Source organism: Cronobacter sp. HA18006, from assembly GCF_011605445.1.
Taxonomy (GTDB): domain Bacteria; phylum Pseudomonadota; class Gammaproteobacteria; order Enterobacterales; family Enterobacteriaceae; genus Cronobacter; species Cronobacter sakazakii.
Window position 1 is genome coordinate 1 of sequence record NZ_JAANQB010000006.1, and the last position, 15,376, is coordinate 15,376.

General features: G+C 52.4%; 20 protein-coding genes. 17 read left to right on the forward strand and 3 right to left on the reverse strand.

All coding sequences use genetic code 11. From position 1 onward, the window contains the following. Positions 1-355: 355 nt before the first annotated feature. From repE to umuD, 3 genes are all read right to left on the reverse strand, one after another. Complete coding sequence (gene repE, locus G9X48_RS01515) at positions 356-1,102, reverse strand: replication initiation protein RepE (protein WP_044593556.1); 747 nt, start codon at positions 1,100-1,102, stop codon at positions 356-358. Positions 1,103-1,545: 443 nt separating this feature from the next. After that, entirely contained in the window at positions 1,546-2,820 is a 1,275-nt protein-coding gene (locus G9X48_RS01520; protein ID WP_007853308.1) for a Y-family DNA polymerase, read from the reverse strand. Continuing rightward, the gene (gene umuD / locus G9X48_RS01525; RefSeq protein ID WP_044594854.1) at positions 2,820-3,254 is read right to left on the reverse strand and encodes a translesion error-prone DNA polymerase V autoproteolytic subunit; all 435 of its coding nucleotides are present in this window, start codon (positions 3,252-3,254) and stop codon (positions 2,820-2,822) included. The genes G9X48_RS01520 and umuD overlap by 1 nt, the downstream gene beginning before the upstream one ends. A gap of 211 nt (positions 3,255-3,465) precedes the next feature. Between umuD and G9X48_RS01530 the strand changes: the two genes are divergently transcribed. The 17 genes from G9X48_RS01530 (at position 3,466) to G9X48_RS01605 (ending at position 14,677) form a co-directional block, all read left to right on the forward strand. Next, positions 3,466-4,422, forward strand: coding sequence for a plasmid segregation protein ParM (locus G9X48_RS01530; protein ID WP_007853306.1), 957 nt, complete (start codon positions 3,466-3,468; stop codon positions 4,420-4,422). 4 nt (positions 4,423-4,426) lie between these two features. Beyond that, positions 4,427-4,816: a plasmid partitioning/stability family protein gene (locus G9X48_RS01535; protein WP_044593557.1), complete on the forward strand. Its 390-nt coding sequence runs from the start codon at positions 4,427-4,429 to the stop codon at positions 4,814-4,816. Positions 4,817-4,869: 53 nt separating this feature from the next. Beyond that, complete coding sequence (locus tag G9X48_RS01540) at positions 4,870-5,121, forward strand: hypothetical protein (RefSeq protein ID WP_044593558.1); 252 nt, start codon at positions 4,870-4,872, stop codon at positions 5,119-5,121. A gap of 378 nt (positions 5,122-5,499) precedes the next feature. Beyond that, positions 5,500-5,775, forward strand: coding sequence for a hypothetical protein (locus G9X48_RS01545; protein ID WP_007853292.1), 276 nt, complete (start codon positions 5,500-5,502; stop codon positions 5,773-5,775). Then, positions 5,775-6,569 carry an N-6 DNA methylase gene (locus tag G9X48_RS01550; RefSeq protein WP_007853275.1) on the forward strand — a complete coding sequence of 265 codons (795 nt, stop codon included), beginning with the start codon at positions 5,775-5,777 and terminating at the stop codon, positions 6,567-6,569. The genes G9X48_RS01545 and G9X48_RS01550 overlap by 1 nt, the downstream gene beginning before the upstream one ends. Positions 6,570-7,007: 438 nt before the next feature. Beyond that, positions 7,008-7,292: a hypothetical protein gene (locus G9X48_RS01555; protein ID WP_133052738.1), complete on the forward strand. Its 285-nt coding sequence runs from the start codon at positions 7,008-7,010 to the stop codon at positions 7,290-7,292. A 598-nt stretch (positions 7,293-7,890) separates the two neighbouring features. Next, positions 7,891-8,172 (forward strand): hypothetical protein, encoded by a 282-nt coding sequence (locus tag G9X48_RS01560; RefSeq protein ID WP_133052152.1) that lies wholly within the window; start codon positions 7,891-7,893, stop codon positions 8,170-8,172. Between the two features lie 945 nt (positions 8,173-9,117). Continuing rightward, a complete protein-coding gene (locus G9X48_RS01565; RefSeq protein ID WP_007853273.1) occupies positions 9,118-9,810 on the forward strand; it encodes a DNA methylase in 693 nt (230 codons plus the stop codon). After that, positions 9,807-10,028 carry a hypothetical protein gene (locus tag G9X48_RS01570; protein WP_007853271.1) on the forward strand — a complete coding sequence of 74 codons (222 nt, stop codon included), beginning with the start codon at positions 9,807-9,809 and terminating at the stop codon, positions 10,026-10,028. Before G9X48_RS01565 ends, G9X48_RS01570 begins: the two co-directional genes overlap by 4 nt. Positions 10,029-10,083: 55 nt before the next feature. Then, positions 10,084-10,506 (forward strand): DUF1380 family protein, encoded by a 423-nt coding sequence (locus G9X48_RS01575; protein WP_044593561.1) that lies wholly within the window; start codon positions 10,084-10,086, stop codon positions 10,504-10,506. Between the two features lie 407 nt (positions 10,507-10,913). Further along, complete coding sequence (locus G9X48_RS01580) at positions 10,914-11,414, forward strand: antirestriction protein ArdA (RefSeq protein WP_007871821.1); 501 nt, start codon at positions 10,914-10,916, stop codon at positions 11,412-11,414. Between the two features lie 406 nt (positions 11,415-11,820). Beyond that, positions 11,821-12,249: an antirestriction protein gene (locus tag G9X48_RS01585; protein ID WP_007877519.1), complete on the forward strand. Its 429-nt coding sequence runs from the start codon at positions 11,821-11,823 to the stop codon at positions 12,247-12,249. Positions 12,250-12,293: 44 nt separating this feature from the next. Next, positions 12,294-12,473: a hypothetical protein gene (locus tag G9X48_RS21365; protein ID WP_044594056.1), complete on the forward strand. Its 180-nt coding sequence runs from the start codon at positions 12,294-12,296 to the stop codon at positions 12,471-12,473. Positions 12,474-13,210: 737 nt separating this feature from the next. Then, positions 13,211-13,702 (forward strand): DUF1419 domain-containing protein, encoded by a 492-nt coding sequence (locus tag G9X48_RS01590; RefSeq protein ID WP_225806271.1) that lies wholly within the window; start codon positions 13,211-13,213, stop codon positions 13,700-13,702. Between the two features lie 90 nt (positions 13,703-13,792). Then, a complete protein-coding gene (locus G9X48_RS01595; protein ID WP_007853478.1) occupies positions 13,793-13,942 on the forward strand; it encodes a hypothetical protein in 150 nt (49 codons plus the stop codon). An 80-nt stretch (positions 13,943-14,022) separates the two neighbouring features. After that, positions 14,023-14,400 (forward strand): hypothetical protein, encoded by a 378-nt coding sequence (locus tag G9X48_RS01600; RefSeq protein WP_166499906.1) that lies wholly within the window; start codon positions 14,023-14,025, stop codon positions 14,398-14,400. A 31-nt stretch (positions 14,401-14,431) separates the two neighbouring features. Beyond that, positions 14,432-14,677 (forward strand): hypothetical protein, encoded by a 246-nt coding sequence (locus tag G9X48_RS01605; RefSeq protein ID WP_044593642.1) that lies wholly within the window; start codon positions 14,432-14,434, stop codon positions 14,675-14,677. The last annotated feature ends 699 nt before the right edge of the window (positions 14,678-15,376 follow it).

The window sequence follows — 15,376 nt, forward strand, 5'->3', positions numbered from 1 at the left end:
AGTACCAGCGTACGGCCCACAGAATGATGTCACGCTGAAAATGCCGGCCTTTGAATGGGTTCATGTGCAGCTCCATCAGCAAAAGGGGATGATAAGTTTATCACCACCGACTATTTGCAACAGTGCCAGAAGGTGTTATGAGAGTGAAGGAGATAGCAGAGCGTCCTCCTGACAGATCTAAACCTAATAATGTGACAACTTGCCCTCAGCAAAGGAATCCAGAAGAGGTTAAGGGGAGCGAAGGGGACGAAAGAGCCCTATCCTGGGGCATGCACCCCAGTAATGTGACAAATTACCCTGCAGATTTTCAGAAGAGGAGAAAGGGAAGTGTGACAAATTACCCTCATCAAAAAAATCAACCATTAGCTATATCGCTGAAAGTAAAGACAATATGCGTAGTTTGACGACCTTTCTTTTTTTCAATATATGAAAGACGCATGGGGGTACGGCTGTTGATTTCATCCACACTAGCCTGAAGGAAACGACGACGGAAATCCGGCATACGCTGGTAGCTCTGTGGAAGCTGATAACGCTCCATGATCCAGTCCACTCGCAGCGAAACCACGCCAGAACCGTCAGCTTTTCTGTACTGGCAGAGCGATTCGTAAAGGCGCATGGCATAAGGATTCGTGATTTCCTTCGTTTCGCTCAGACGGAACTGCGTAAAGCGGTTCTGGAGACCAATGAAGAACGGGATGAGATAAGGGTTGATATGCACGCTGTAAATGCCTCTTGATGGGCTGTGCGCGCGCTTGATGAACCAGGGAAAAGATTCATAGCCTTTCTCATCACCAGAATCCTCTTCGGGCCGGTAAAACACCACTTCCTTACCTGCAAAGCCTTTTAACGCTTGTCTGATATCCTTGCTGGCCTCGGCTGAAGTAAGACCAAAAGTGGCAGCGTAATGAGCGACCTGAATCTCACAGATCCCATCATGTTCCTGAAGCGCCCCGTCAGAAGTACGAATTTGATTTACAAAAAGATAAAGCATTCTCTTTTGGTCGCGTGAAAGACTGTACGCAGCCTCAGTCAGCTCGTTTGACTGTACAATGCGGGGGCTATTCCTGCGTTTTTTTTGATTGATCAGCGCAATTTCAGTCATGGTCGCTATGTTAGATATGTGACAGATTTTTAGATTGTCACACTTAACTTGAGATAGTCAACAACCTTGAATAAACCTGTGATAGAGCACGCTTCATGAGGGCAATTTGTCACAGCGTTAAGGGCAGCTTGTCACAGTTGTAAGGGAGATTTGAGGGCAGTTTGTCACAGTAAGAGGGCAATTTGTCACATAGACAGGCCTCTAGCCCGCGTCAGTACTGGGCTGACGTACCGTCTAAAAAGATAGATCTAAAAACACCTTTAAAAAGATCCTTTAAAAATACGCGGTGGATAAGTGGATAAGTACACACTGCGTTATCTGTAAAGGTGGAGCGTCTGCCGTATATGCAACAACTGACTCTCTTGCGCTTCCTCGACCGTTCGCGGGCTACGCCCGGTCACTTGTCTGCGGCGAGCGCCAGCGGCTTATTCAAAGTCTGAGACCTATCTGACTACAGCAATGGGAATTTCATTCCAGCGCGTCGTGTAAGCAGGAGATAGCATATCGCGTTTCATTTGCCACTCAGGAGCGATACCTCGCCCGGCAAAAAAGACTTTGCCGAGACCAGAATTATTGATCCCATCCAAAACTTTCATCAGTTGGTCACTGCCCGGACGAGGTTGATGTTCGTCAAAAAGATTCAGTTGAGCCACTCCGGTGGGAGTAAATTCATTGAGCATGATTCCGGCCTTTGCGTATCGATGGCCATCTATCCATATGCGCTCCAGCGCCTTCACCGCTGCCGTTATTACATCGCGGGTGTCCCGGGTAGGGGTAAGCAGTTTTTCACTGGCCACGTTGCTGTAATACGTTTCCCCTGCTGCGAACGGTGACGTTTTCACAAACACTGCGATATGTCGGCAATACTGCCGTTCTTCCCTCAGCTTCTCCGCAGCACGCTCCGCATACTGGCAGATGGCCTGCCGCATAGCTTCATACGTCGTGATACGTTCTCCAAAGCTCCTGCTGCAGATTATTTGCTGCTTCGGTGGGGGAGCTTCTTCCAGGCTGATGCAGCTCTCTCCGTTCAGCTCACGCACGGTGCGCTCGAGTACAACGGTGAAATTTTTGCGGATGAACGTGGGGTTTGTGCGGGCGAGATCCAGCGCCGTGGTGATCCCCAGCTGTTTCAGCTTCTTCGCAATACGCGGGCCGACGCCCCACAGTTCTTCCACCGGCTGCAGCGACAGCAGCTTTTCCGTGCGCCGACGGTTGCCGGGTGTAAGTGCCAGGACCCCACGAAACTGTGGCCATTCCTTTGAGGCCCACTGGGCTGATTTGGCAAGCGTTTTTGTCGGCCCCATGCCGACCCCCACAGTCAGGCCGGTGCAGGTCAGCACGTAGCTACGCAGCTGGCGCCCGAAATCTTCAAACTCAAGGCAGCGGTCGATACCGCGGATATCCAGGAACATCTCATCGATAGAATACTGTTCCACCTTCGGCGCCAGCTCTTCGAGACAGGACATTACACGGTTGCTCATAGATGCATACAATTCGTAATTGCTGGAGAACGCCACCACAGGCTCTGGAAAGTGAGCAGTTTTGAGCTGGAACCACGGAACCCCCATCTTGATGCCGAGCCGTTTCGCCTCAGCGCTGCGGGCAATAACGCAGCCGTCATTGTTACTAAGGACGACAACTGGTCTGCTACGCAGATCGGGCCTGAACACCTTTTCACAGCTTGCATAGAAGCTGTTCACATCTGCGAGAGCAAACATCACTGGCGCTCCTTAAGACGATGAATGCTGTGAGTGACGACACCAAATATTTGCAGTTCGTCCGGGTCCGGGTATTGAGGCGGATACTCCGGGTTCATTGGCTGCAAAGCCAGCCTTGGCCTGAGCAGCAGTTGCTTCACCGTAAACTCATTTCCTACGGCAGCGATGACGATATCACCATGCTTAGGTTTTTCTGCCCGGTCCACAACCAGCACATCACCGCTACGGATACCAATATCCGTCATGCTGTCACCGTTGGCACGCACGTAGAACGTCGCGTTACGGTGCCATACACAGTAGTCGTTAAGATCCAGCTCTGCCTCAACATAGTCCTGAGCAGGGGAAGGAAAGCCTGCCTGGCAGCGTTCCAGAAAGAGTGGAAGCGCTAATGCTTCTGTTTCAGAAGGTGCACAAAACAAGTGAATGGATGCCATCTCGTTTCACCATTATTTTTATACTGTTTATACATACAGTAATTCCTTGCGCTTGTTCTTACAAGCGAAGCGGTAATAATCCTCTTCCAATGGCTATAAATTCTCAAATATTTCTCAAATTATTCTCTTTTTGCTTTCCAAATTAAAAATGCTCTGTATAATCTCGTTTTGTTCTCTAATAGTTCTCATTAAATTCTCATAAGGACTCAGTATGAAAATCTTCATCGATGACGGCTCAACCAATATCAAGCTGCAATGGGAAGAAAAAGGTGAAGTTAAAAGAGCCATCAGCCCTAACAGTTTCAAACGTGAATGGGCCGTTGCGTTCGGCGGACAAGACACATTCAACTACACCCTGAATGGTGAGAATTATTCGTATGATCCCATCAGCCCTCATGCCATTGTCACAACCAATATTGCCTGGCAGTACAGCGACGTGAATGTGGTCGCCGTACACCACGCGCTGCTGCAGACCGGCCTGAAGCCACAGGAGATCGATGTTGTGGTGACATTGCCACTGGCCGAGTTCTATAACCGGGACAATCAGCCGAACCAGGAAAATATTCGTCGCAAACAGGCGAGCCTGTTACGACCGGTTTCATTGAATGGAGGAGAGACGTTCCGCATTCGGGATGTGCAGGTTATGCCGGAATCTATTCCTGCCGGCTATGACGTCGTGAAGGATTTGGACGATCTGGATTCGCTACTCATCGTGGATCTGGGCGGTACTACGCTTGATATCTCACATGTGATGGCGCGTATGCGCGGAATATCCCGTATTTATGGCAACTCTGCACTTGGCGTGTCGTTGATGACTGAAGAAGTGCGCGAGGCGCTGGCGCTGGCCCGGACACGGGGTAGCAGCTACCTGGCGGATGAAATCATTATCCACCGCAACGACGAAGAATTTCTGCGAAAACGAGTAAATGATACGTCACGTCTTGAGATGGTGACTGATGCGCTGAGGGATTCTCAGCAACGACTGGTGAATCGTGTGCTGGAAGCAATCAGCAGCTTTGAGGGCTACTCTCATGTTATGGTTATCGGCGGCGGGGCTGAGCTCATCGCCGAAGCGGTCAGAAAACACTGCGGCGTACATGAAGATCGCTTCTGGCAGAGCGACAGTCCGCAGTTTGACCTGGTCAACGGTATGTACGCAATTGGTTAACGATATGGATAAGCAGGATACGCGTCGCAAAATCACTTTTTATCTCAATCCGGAAACGAACGCTGCAGACAAATACGTCTGCGATGAGATCGACAGGACCCCACAAGGAGAACGGGGAAAACTTTGGCGGTCAGCTTTGCTGGCCGGCTTTGCGCTGCGTAAACAGGATGCCCGGTTGCCACATATGTTGGCCGAATTGTTGAACGAAGAGACGACATTTGACGAAGTAATCCTGCTAATGAAGGCCGTATTTCCCGAAGAGATGGACACGTTTGGAGAGCGCCGGCCGGCAGCACCGGTCACAACGGTTTCCAAAACGACTGCCGCCGTCACGCAGAAGGGCAGCGCGCAGGATGAAACGCGTAACAATGCCAAAAATATGTTCGGCCAATAGAATGACACACGCTGAAGCCTGCCGGGCTGACAACGTTTAGAAGGTATAAATTGATGACCATGAAAAAACGTGCGGAGGCACTGACATACAGCCTGCTGCGTCGAGTTGGCGTTCCTGAGAAGCAGCTTTCGGCTTATAGCAAAAAGACGGGAGAAAGAATGCTGCTGTGTAGCATCCTTCTCATTGTTCCTCTGATCATTTGGGACATGCCCTTAGTAATCAAAATCATTCTGCAGTTGGGCTACGCAATTATGATGTGTGTGGGGATTCTGCTCGCTTTTGATGAAGAAAAGAAACCGCATTGATCGCCTCACTGTCTACTTAAACCCGCCACAGGCGGGTTTTTTTATGCCCGCATGCAACCGCTTCAGGTGGCCGTTGGCCACCGCGCGCTCACCGTGCCGCTATCGCGGCCTTTAAGGGCCGACACGCTATGCGTGCCGGGGCTGTGTCATGTTCATCAACCTTCTCTGTTGTGACGTTTCCCCGTTCCTTTCACCGCGCAGGACTGTGCCACACAGACGTCCGCCGCAAGGGCCGCTTACGCTGAACGGCGGCGCCCGGTCCCTGCGGGCTGCGGCCTTGCCGTTCTCCCCTGCGGCTGCCGTTTACCGTGCGGCGTGCCTGCTGATGCGGCGAAGGAACTCAGAGAAACATCACATCACTCACAGAGGAGAAGCAACATGACACAGCAGAACGTCAACACCGCAGCAAAAGAATCTAAAGAATCATCACTCAAAACCAGCCATATTCTGGACCTGTTTTACTACGTCGAGGAGGTCTCTGCCTGCCAGGCGCAGCCGCAAAGTTTCACCCCACCGGTCGGAGCCGAGGAACTGACGGCGTTTGACGAGGAAGGGCCGGATTATTACTCCGTCTGGCTCGCTGACGGGTGGCCGGTCGCCATTGCGGCGCCGATGGACGGCTTTTTCCGCGTACTGACCGGGGAGGCCGCGTAATGTCACAGCTCTCCATCTTTGACGCCATGAGCGACGCTGCCGGCATTCAGTCACGTCCGGCCCCTGCGGCAGTAACGCCGCGCATGGTCACGGGGGACGTGGCGCGCCGGCAGTTTGTCAGTGAGTTCCGGCATACCGCGCCTTACCTGCGCCGGTGGGATGTGTTCTGCGACTTCATTACCCTGGCGGCCAGTGAGCTTGATATCACCCGTATCCGCACGCCGGAAAACATCGAGAGCAGCCGCAAAATCTGTGACCGTTACCAGCCTGCTGACCTTCAAAAACTGAAGAATCTGTTCTGCCTGCTGGTCGCTGAGCTGGAAGGCGGGTTTCAGGATTTTCTCGGCTCGGTCTTCATGGAGCTGGAGCTGGGCTCCGGTGATATGGGCCAGTTTTTCACGCCCTACAGTCTTTCCCGCCTGATGGCCAGTGTGCTGACCAGCGATATTGAGCAGCAGCTGAAGCGCTGCCCGTGGGTGACGCTGGATGAACCGACAAGCGGGGCAGGGGGCATGGTTATCGCTTTTGCCGAAGCCATGCTTAATGCCGGTTATAACCCGTCAACGCAGCTGCTTGTCACCACGACGGACATCGATCCTGTGGCGGCCGATATGACATTTATTCAGCTCAGTCTGCTGGGTATCCCGGCGATAGTGCACACTGGCAACACGCTGAACCTGACCGTCAGCCGGACCCGCTGCACGCCGGTGTACTGGATAAACGAATGGCCAGATCGTATACGTTCGCACGAGCGCTTCCAGGCCATGAGACGTTTTATCTCCGCTACAGCATAGCGTGTACTACAGCGGGCCCTGCCCGCTTTTTTACTCTGATTCAGCGGTATAATTTAGCCGTCTTCACTGAGTGCACGAATAAATTTTAAGGTTTAAGGAATCCATACAGAGGTGTTTTGACTGGCTTAATGAACTTACTAAAAAGGATTAGCGTATTCATGCTCCCCGCTCCGGCGGAGATACTTTTTCTGTGATTTAACCTGTCCTCATTTGTATATCAAAAGTAAATTATTTCCCTTCTGGCTTTGGGAGATGTTAAATCTCTTTTGAGGGAATGCCAGAATCTTCATCTGGCAACGAAGTTAAATTTGAAATGATAGAGGTTTTAAATTTTCACTTGGTTGGTATTAGCTTCTCCAAATTTAAATCTTAAATTCTTGTTAGTTTCATAGGGCTTTGATAAAATATTTTCTTGTTATTTTAAAAAGGTATATTGTTATGATGAAATTCATTGCTAAGCTGTCCGAAGTGTTTGGGTTATATGTTCAGCCTGTATTGTCAACATACACTATTGGCTATGGTCTGCTGGGGTTATATGCTTATTATAAAATGCCTGACGATCATTCTTCTGCTATATCAGAGTATGTAGTTGGTGTGACTTCTTTTGTTATACCAGTTAGTTGTGTTTTTATTGGAGTCCTTTACGCTTTATGTTGGTATTTTGATAACTTCAAAAAATATCGTGAAAGAAAGAGAAAGGCAAAGAGACAGAGTAATTGGTAATATTCCTTTATTCCCCACGCTGTTGGGCATTCAGGTTGCTCTGTCCAGTTGCTAATTGAATATGTTTCGCATATTATTTGTAATTACACTAACAAGATAAGGGTGTAACCAATGAGCGTTGAAACTTGCCAGAAAGCCGAAATCTTGGCAAAAATATCATGGTTTGCCCGAGGGCTTTACCATGCCGCCGCCATTGTTGGCTTGATAGTTATATATTTAATTAGCACCAATAGTTTTGAAATCCTAAATAAGCTCGATGCTCAGGGGGCGCTGCTTTCTGTATGTTTCATATCGTTTGTAATATCTTCTGGGATAAGGTTTCTTTTTCACCGTAAATAGTCATCAATCCTTCATTTTAATAATGCACAAAAATTATATAGTGTCTGGTATTCATAGGGTTATGTAAGAGGGTGCGGAATGAAAAATGGTAATAATACTGCTTGCAGTTGGCATCTTTTCTGGGCTGATTCATCGGAAATATAGCTAAAACGCCTGAATTGGTCAAATCAGTTATTCTGTGCAGTTCTGCTGGTTTACCGTGAACCGGCGGTATATACTTAAAATATTACTTGCCCGGAAATCTAAAAGGAAACTACTTGTGAGTGTATTAAATAATTTTATTTTAATAGCCAGTGGGTGGTATGTTCTAGGCTTGTTATGTTCATTCCTGCAGGAAGAAGAATTTCTCTTTGCCGGATTTATGCTCATTTTACTAACACCTATTTCGTTGGTTACATGTCTAATTTTGAATGTGACATATGCTAATCCACCTTTCGCAGACATTCCTAATGAGGTTTTGGTTAAGCTTGCGACAGTTTCTGCGGTAGCTACAGGAATACGCTTATGGTTTTATGCAATGTCAGAAAAACATATTAGCTAAGATATTCACTCGCCACAGGGACAGATCAGTTATTCTGCCCAACTCTCCACTGGCTACGCAAGGTCTTACCATGTATAATAAATGAACTAGAAACATACATTGCAGGTATCTCATGTCCGGGTCAAAGAATTACTCTGTTGAGAGAAAAAAGAAACAAGCACAATTAACAGCGAAACTTGGGCTTTTTATCATACTGCCTATTTTCTGTATTTATCTGTTAGAACATAAAACAAACATTTTTCCCTCTTTTATTTTTTCATGGATATATATAGCTGGATTGATTATATATTTAATCGGTGCTTTCTTAATCCATCTAAAGATCTCCGAATCAAACTAAGAAATAGGCCGCGCCAGCGGCCTTTTTTACGCCTCCCGTTTAATTCCCCGTCCGGTTAGACATTCAGGTGTTTCTGTCCAGTGCACCGCCCGCCCCCCGGAACCCCATATCCTGTGCCTCTCTCAGCTGCCGGTGACACCATATGTTGTGTCAGTGGCGGTTCCCGCCTGCTGGGCCGGTCGCTGCATCAAGTCACCGCCCTGGACTAAATGGCATCATCGGAAATAATGTCCAGTCATAAAATGTTGGTGCTCGGTTTTAATACGCTGGCCAGAAAAGGTCTGAAACTGATTACTACAACCCCAAAGGATGTCGTTTCACTCCCCTTTAACCGTCGTCGCCCTGTGGTCGACAACGGGACTGGATATCCCCTCTGATGCGCTGGCGCTGCGATGGCATACGCCGTGCCTTCACGCTAACCCGGCCGCTGCGGTCGCAAGGGTTCACTTCGTCTCCGTCCTCACCCGTTCGCGCCTTTCACGGTGCGTTCAGCCCGTGAAAAGCTTGCGCTGCGGCTTGCGGCGTCGCCCATGCGCCCTCCGCTTTTCGCCGGGTTTTTGTGGCGGCACGGCGCAACAGGGTGCCGTATATCAGAGAGGAGAGTGTATATGTCCCGCTTTATCTTGGGTGACTGCGTGCAGGTGATGTCCCGTTTCCCGGCGTGTGCCGTCGATTTTATTCTTACCGATCCGCCATATCTGGTTGGCTATAAAGACCGTACCGGCCGCACCCTGGCCGGGGACAACTCAGCCGAGTGGCTCCAGCCCGCCTGCCATGAAATGTACCGCGTGCTGAAAAACGACAGCCTTATGGTGAGCTTCTATGCCTGGAACCGTGCTGATCTTTTTTTGAATGCGTGGAAAACGGCTGGTTTCCGGGTTGTTGGCCATATCGTCTTTGCTAAAAGCTACGCCTCAAAATCGACGTTCGTGGGCTACGCCCATGAAAACGCCTACCTTCTGGCGAAGGGAAGGCCGCAGACGCCGGACCATCCTGTCCCTGACGTGATCCCTTGGAAATACACGGGCAACCGACACCACCCGACAGAAAAACCGGTACAGAGCCTGCAACCACTGATTGAATCGCTCACGCTCCCGGGGGCAATAGTCCTTGATCCGTTCGCTGGCAGCGGTTCCACCTGTGTGGCCGCCGCCGAAGTCAGCCGCCGCTATATCGGTATCGAGATGCTTGAACAGTATCACGCTGCTGGCGTTCGTCGCCTGGCTCAGGTTGAACGGGCGAGAAGGATGTCTGCGTCCAATGACGGGTTGTTTAACCCAGACTATCCGGAAGCGGCATGAACTACCCGGGCCTTGAAACCCTGCGCGTGGACGTGGCCGCGCTCAGCAATGCCATGTGTGACGTAAGAATGTTGCTGAACCGACTCGAATCGCAGCACCGCCACGATGCGGCAACGCTTACAGAACGTATGGCCGCGCAAACATTGCGCCGGATTAACACCCTGCTTCTGGAGGCATACCGCGAAGCCCTGGTGCTGGACGAGACCTTTCAGGACTGACTAAGCCTGCCGGGCTATGACCCGGCCTGTTAATCACAAACAAGAGAGAAAAAGAATGTACGGAACCCGTGAAGAACTCTGCACAAGACTTACAAACATGTTTGCCGCTGATGAACAACTTGTCGTGCTGGTATGGACAGAGGAAGGGATAGGTGCGGCCTGCCGAACACTACAGCCCGAACCGGACGTGACTGAAATCAGGGATGCTATGAAGGCAATCGGCGCGATGAAAATGGTGGATTACCGCCGTGAAGGTGTCACAAATACAAATGTCAGCGAAATTGTGACAAGCCAGCGTGCTGCATTAAACCGTCGTGTCAGTGTGCCTGCCGGCCTTCTTAGCCGCGTATTGCGCGACTATAGGGCCGAGCTGGAACACCGGGTTGGAATAGCATGGGAGGCTGGATGCCATGAGCCGCAATCAGTAAGAGAGGCTTTAAATGATGTCCATGCTCTACAGGACGCGCTAGCCGCCTGATAACGCGCCGGGGAATACCCCCGGCAAGTCCTACGATTAAAGTTGTTATGCGCACTAAGCACCGTTTCTGACCAGCAGGAACAAGTATGGTGAGCACAAAAGGATGTCGTTTCACTCCGCGTTTAACCGTCACCGTCCTCCGGCCGGCGCCGGGACTGGATACGCCCTCTGACGCGCCGGCGCGGCGACGGCATACGCCGTGCCTTCACTGTAGCCCGGCCGTTGCGGCTGCAAGGGTTCGCTGCCGCCGCCATCCTCACCCGTTCTCGCAGGAAACGGTGCATTCAGCCCGTTTCCTGCTGCGCTGCGGCTTGCGGTGGCGCCCCTGCATCCTCCACTTTTCGCCGGTCTGTCGTGTCGGCACGGCGTTAGCCGGAACGGTGAAACCCTGAACTGTGGAGGATTCTATGAGCACGACAACCCCTGCTGTATACGTTGGCACTTATCACAAATACAACTGCGGAAGCATTTTTGGTAAATGGTTCGCTCTGACTGACTTTGAGGACGAGGACGAGTTTCATGACGCCTGCCGGCAGCTACACGCGAACGAGCCAGATCCTGAATTTATGTTTCAGGACTGGGAGGGAATTCCATCACAGTTCGCCTCTGAATCGTCCGTAGACTGGACTTTTATCGAGGCCTACAAGCGCGCAAAAGACGAAGGCAGAGACGCAGCATTTATTGCCTGGGCTGAATATACAGGCGAATGCGATTACAACGATTTCGATGATGCCTACCGGGGAGAGGCTGAAAGTGAGGAAGATTTTGCACAGCAGCACGTTGAGGATTGCGGCCTGTTAAGCGAGGTGCCGGATACTCTGCGTTCCTACTTTGATTATGAAGCCTACGCACGCGATCTTTTTAGCGGTGGTTACGTTTTTCACGACGGTCATGTATTCAGTAACTGACGAAAACGGCGGGGGATGCCCCGCCGTTAAATTTCATGTGTTTACGAAATCACGGTTCTGGCCTGCAGGAACAAGCTGCGGTCTGCTGTGACGAATCCAAAAGGAAGTCGTTTCACTCCGCGTTTAACCGTCACCGTCCTCCGGCCGGCGCCGGACTGGATACGCCCTCTGACGCGCCGGCGCGGCGACGGCATACGCCGTGCCTTCACTGTAGCCCGGCCGTTGCGGCTGCAAGGGTTCGCTGTCGCCGCCATCCTCACCCGTTCTCGCAGGAAACGGTGCGTTCAGCCCGTTTCCGGCTGCGCTGCGGCTTGCGGTGGCGCCCTTGCATCCTCCACTTTTCGCCGGTCTGTCGTGTAGGCACGGCGTAAGCCGGACCTGTTAACTTTGTAACCGTGGAGGATGTATGACTTCAGCAGTGATCCCTGTTGCCACTCGCATTGAGGGCGCGCAACGTCTGTGCTTTTTACCTGACCTGTTCGGTGGCGATTTTGTTTTTGCCGAATCGATGATTTATGCGTATGCCGATCGCTATTGTCCGGATTACCGCGGCGGCTTCTGGAATTTTTACCGCCTGCCGGACGGCGGCGGTTATATGGCACCGGATGTGGATACCCTGATACTCGACAATGCAGGAAACTGGTTCAATGAAACCGTAAGCGGAAATGCGGCAGGTTTTATTCTCACGGCCCTGGTGTTGAATCACCGCTGCTGGCATCACGATAGCCAGGGAAATGGCGCATTATGCGCGCACATGGCGAAACGCCACACACAGTTAATGAGTTTTGTGGAATATCACCCGGAACGGGCGCTTATCTGGCGCGCCCTCGACTGAATGAAAGCGCCGGGGCAACGCCCCGGCATTATCGGAGAACGATCATGACATTATCAGCCGAAGCACGCGACATTCTGCGCCAGTACAAGAACAGGGTAAACGCGCAACGGAAAAAGGAAGATTTGTCGCCTGTTACAACTGCGCAGGTTATGGAGTCCATCTGCGAATTCATGACGCACCAGACTGCCGTCTATCTTTGCGGCCAGTTTATCAAACAGCGATGACATCGCGGGATTCCCCCCGCCTGGGGGCGGGGGATTCAAACATCCACCGGCATTGAGAATTATTGCTTCTACCCAAACACCACGGCGCTAAACCCTAACTTCGCCCCTTGGCGGGGCAGGGCAGAGCGGGCGCGCCTGCGGCGCCCCCGTCACGCCCCCTCCGCCGCTTTCCTGCACACGTAATGCTCCCGATCCTTCTACTCATATTCATCGTCCTGCCTTGCCCGTTAATTTTTCTCCTGCTCCTGCTGTGAAGCAGCTTCCGGCAGATAAACAGCAAAAGCAAAACGACAACAGTCAGAACCCGGGCCCCCTCCGGCTCCCCGTCCGTACCGGCCGGGTCGTCAGCCCCACTCCGCCAGGCAGCTGCTGCGCACCCGCCAGGCTCCGCCGAACCCCTGCGGGTTTCGGGCCTGCCAGCTAGGGTCTGATGGCAAGGTCAACCCCGGCAGCTGGCTGACGCCAGCAGCGTTTCACCGCGCCGGCGCGCCGGCGCTCTGGTGCCGCCACGCCGTTCCGACGTGTCGGGTGTGTTCATCCTGTCATCCCGCTGGCGCCATCACCCTGCTCGTGCTCTCGCGGAGGGCTGGTCGTAGCACCATCCCCGTTCAGAAAACAAGGGTGAAATGCACGCCTGCGGCGCCCTTGTTTTCTGCCCGCGTCTGTCGCTCCTTTGCCCTTCGCCGCGAGAGAACTCACCAGGATGATGGATTAACCATCGAGAGGAGAAAACCAGGATGAACACACAGAACGTCAACACCGCCGCTCAAGAATCTTCCAGGACGATAGTCGAAAACCCATTTATGGCATTCGTCTGCGACAGACAGATTGTGGAGTGGGCAAAACAAAAGAATGGGATCTGGGTAGCGATGAAAAGCGGTTACAACGTGGAGCAAATGCAAACATTTCTGCCAGACGTTGAGCTGGTTACAGCCGACGAGGCGCTGGAAATGCAAAACGCCCGTTACCGTGCCGGATGGAAAGAGGTGAGCGAGGAACGCTACATCGATCAACTCGAAGTGTTGCCGCCGATGGACTGGTGCCGATCAGTTGCGGGAGAGAGTTTCAAATCCAGTGAGATGTATGCCTTCGACGTAACCAGTATTTTTGCGCGCGTAAAAGGTCGGTTTTTTGAATGCAAAGACTTATGCACTATGACCCATGACGAAGTGATGGCGAGTGTTGAGAATGCTTTTTTTGCTGGGAATTCAGTGAATTCCGGGCATTAAAAAAGCAGGGCTTAGCCCTGCTTTCTCACGCCGGATTACACGCTACCAACGACTAATCCGGCACTTCAAAACTAACATGGAGAACCAACCATGCAATTTGACCCGCAAATCGTCGCACAGGCGAAAGCGTTTGTAAATGCCTTACGCGAAGGAAAACGTGCGCATGTACCGCCGTTGCGCTTTGAGTTCTGGCAGCAGTTTATGACCACCGTTCGCACCGAAATGGAGGCGCAGGCGTAAACCCCCAGGCCGCCGAAAGGCGGCCTTTCCCGCCCCGCCATACGGCGCGGGAGCTGACTCATATTCAACCGGAGGTATTGATGATTCGTGAAATTACATTTAACGAAATGCAGAACCCCTTGGAAGGCGCGGACGTGTGGCCTGTGGAGGCAGGCAAGGCGGTGATGCTGCTGCCGGAGCTGGCGCGTCGCATTGATGACATAATGATTCCCGTACCGCTGCGCTGCAAAGAGGACCGGGCGGCAATGGCGGCCGAGACGCTGGCGCACTTTGCCAGCCGCACCGGGCTAATGCAGGACGGCGAACCGGTTGAGACCGTTATTGTTGATTTCATGGCCAATCTGATGCACCTGTGTCAGCATATCGGGCTGATCTCGCAGGAGTTCAACAGATTCCCGGATCTGCTGTCTACAGCAGAAATGCATTTCGAAATGGAGCAGGACCCGGAAGATAAGTGACAGGAAGGGGCTGAAAGGCCCCTTAATTCCGATGAAGGAGAACGCAAACTTGATTACTTATATTACCGATCAGCAAAATGGCGAACCTGACATTCTTGCGCCGCACCAGTCTGAAACCCTGATAATCAGCAGCTTTGAAGGAAGGGAACTGTTAAAGGTGGCGGCACCGGAAACAGGCTGGACGCATGAAGCACTGTGCGCCATACAGCCCGCTGAAAGTGAAGAAGGAGCCGATGCATATCTGGGCGCGCAGTGGGTAGGCTCAACCGAGGTATGAACGAAAGATGGCCTTCTTTCTGGTAGGCCAGACGGCCATGAGCCAGCTCGTCCTGTTACTCGCCCGAAACAAGCAGGCCCCTGCGGGGCAGGGCAGAGCGGGCGCGCCTGCGGCGCCCCTGCCATGCCCCATCCGCCGCTTTCCTGCACACGTAATGCTCCCGATCCTTCTACTCATATTCATCGTCCTGCCTTGCCCGTTAATTTTTCTCCTGCTCCTGCTGTGAAGCTGCTTCCGGCAGATAAACAGCAAAAGCAAAACGACAACAGCCAGAACCCGGGCCCCCTCCGGCTCCCCGTCCGTACCGGCCGGGTCGTCAGCCCCACTCCGCCAGGCAGCTGCTGCGCACCCGCCAGGCTCCGCCGAACCCCTGCGGGTTTCGGGCCTGCCAGCTAGGGTCTGATGGCAAGGTCAACCCCGGCAGCTGGCTGACGCCAGCAGCGTTTCACCACGCCGGCGCGCCGGCGCTCTGGTGCCGCCACGCCGTTCCGACGTGTCGGGTGTGTTCATCCTGTCATCCCGCTGGCGCCATCACCCTGCTCGTGCTCTCGCGGAGGGCTGGTCGTAGCACCATCCCCGTTCAGAAAACAAGGGTGAAATGCACGCCTGCGGCGCCCTTGTTTTCTGCCCGCGTCTGTCGCTCCTTTGCCCTTCGCCGCGAGAGAACTCACCAGGGAGATGGATTAACCATCGAGAGGA